Origin of the sequence: Mesorhizobium sp. M7A.F.Ca.CA.001.04.2.1 (assembly GCF_003998485.1) — a bacterium.
Taxonomy (GTDB): domain Bacteria; phylum Pseudomonadota; class Alphaproteobacteria; order Rhizobiales; family Rhizobiaceae; genus Mesorhizobium; species Mesorhizobium ciceri.
This window is the reverse complement of record NZ_RZQT01000274.1, coordinates 1-1,528: the sequence shown is the minus strand read 5'-3', so window position 1 is coordinate 1,528 and position 1,528 is coordinate 1. Positions and strand designations below refer to the sequence as shown.

The 1,528-nt window shown below is 62.1% G+C and carries 1 protein-coding gene; it reads left to right on the top strand.

From position 1 onward, the window contains the following. Positions 1–54 precede the first annotated feature (54 nt). A complete protein-coding gene (locus EN955_RS34425) occupies positions 55–1,422 on the top strand; it encodes an IS1182 family transposase (protein ID WP_127219431.1) in 1,368 nt (455 codons plus the stop codon). Positions 1,423–1,528 lie beyond the last annotated feature (106 nt).

Sequence of the window (1,528 nt, the reverse complement as noted above, 5' to 3'; positions counted from 1 at the left end):
TCAGGCTGCTGACAAACCCCTGGCATTTGCCGGGGGTTTTTGATTCACTGGGTCATGTTGAAGCGACCCGCCCCTGAACAGACCGCGCTCGAGATGGTAACGCTGGATCAGTTGGTTCCGGCTGATCACCTGTTGCGCAAGATCGACCGTGTGATCGATTTCACCTTCATCCATGATCTGACCGCGCCGCTTTATTGCCCCGACAATGGCCGCCCGCCGCTCGACCCTACCTTGATGTTCAAGGCGCTGTTCATCGGCTACCTGTTTGGAGTTCGCTCGGAACGGCATCTGGTGCGCGAGATCGAGGTCAATGTCGCCTATCGCTGGTTCCTGGGGCTGAAGCTGATGGACAAGGTGTTCGACGCCTCGACACTGTCGCAGAACCGGCGGCGACGTTACGACGACACCAGCGTTTCGCAGGCGATCTTCGACCGCATTGTCGAGCAGGCGATCCGGGCGGGCCTGGTCGACGGCACGGTGCTGTACACCGACTCCACCCATCTGAAGGCCAACGCCAACAAGGGAAAATACGACCTTGCGATGATCGCCAAGTCGCGGGCCGACTATTGGGCCGACCTTGATCGTGCCATCGACACCGAACGGGCGCTGCACGGCCACAAGCCGCTGAAGCAGAAGGAGCGGCAGCCTGCGGTGAAGGAGACCAAGGTCTCGCGCACCGATCCCGACAGCGGCTACATGGTGCGCGAGGGCAAGCCGAAAGGCTTCTTCTATCTCGATCACCGCACGGTGGATGCGGCGCACGCCATCATCACCGACACGCACACGACAGCGATCGTCCATGATTCGACCGTCTACCTGTCGAGGCTCGATCGGCAGGTGCAGCGCTTCGGCTTTGATGTTGGCGCCGTCGGGCTGGACGCCGGCTATGCCACGGCAGGCATCGCCAAAGGACTGGAGGATCGGGCAATACGCGGTGTCACCGGCTATCGCCGCCCCAGACCGCCCAAGCCCGGCATGATGGCACCGTCGGCCTTCACCCATGAGCCGGCAGCTGATGGCTATCGCTGCCCACAGGGCCAGGTGCTGGCCTACGCCACCACCGACCGCAATGGCTACCGCCACTACAAGAGCGACCCGGCTATCTGCCGCGACTGCCCGCTGCTCGCCTCCTGCACCACCAATGCCAAGGCCCAGCGCACTATCATCCGCCACGTCTGGGCGGATGCGAAGGAGCGCACCGACGCCAACCGGCTGACCGCATGGGGCAAGGCTATCTACCGCCGCCGCAAGGAGACCGTCGAGCGCTCCTTCGCCGACGCCAAGCAATTGCATGGTCACCGCTATGCGCGGTTTCGAAGTCTCACCAAGGTCGCCTGCCAGTGCCTGCTCGCCGCCGCCGCACAAAACATCAAGAAGATCGCCCTTTGCCTGTGCCCGAAGCCCAAGTCGGCCCGCACATGAGGCCCAACGCCTCCTGTCAAAATCCCCTGACACAAACAGTCCAAGACACTTCAATCACATAACAAAAAAACCCCGCCGAAAATCGACGGGGTTTGTCAGCAGTCTG

Excerpts from the sequence above, each read along its gene's own strand:
- EN955_RS34425 (WP_127219431.1), top strand. The coding sequence starts at position 55 with ATGTTGAAGCGACCCGCCCCTGAACAGACCGCGCTCGAGATGGTAACG.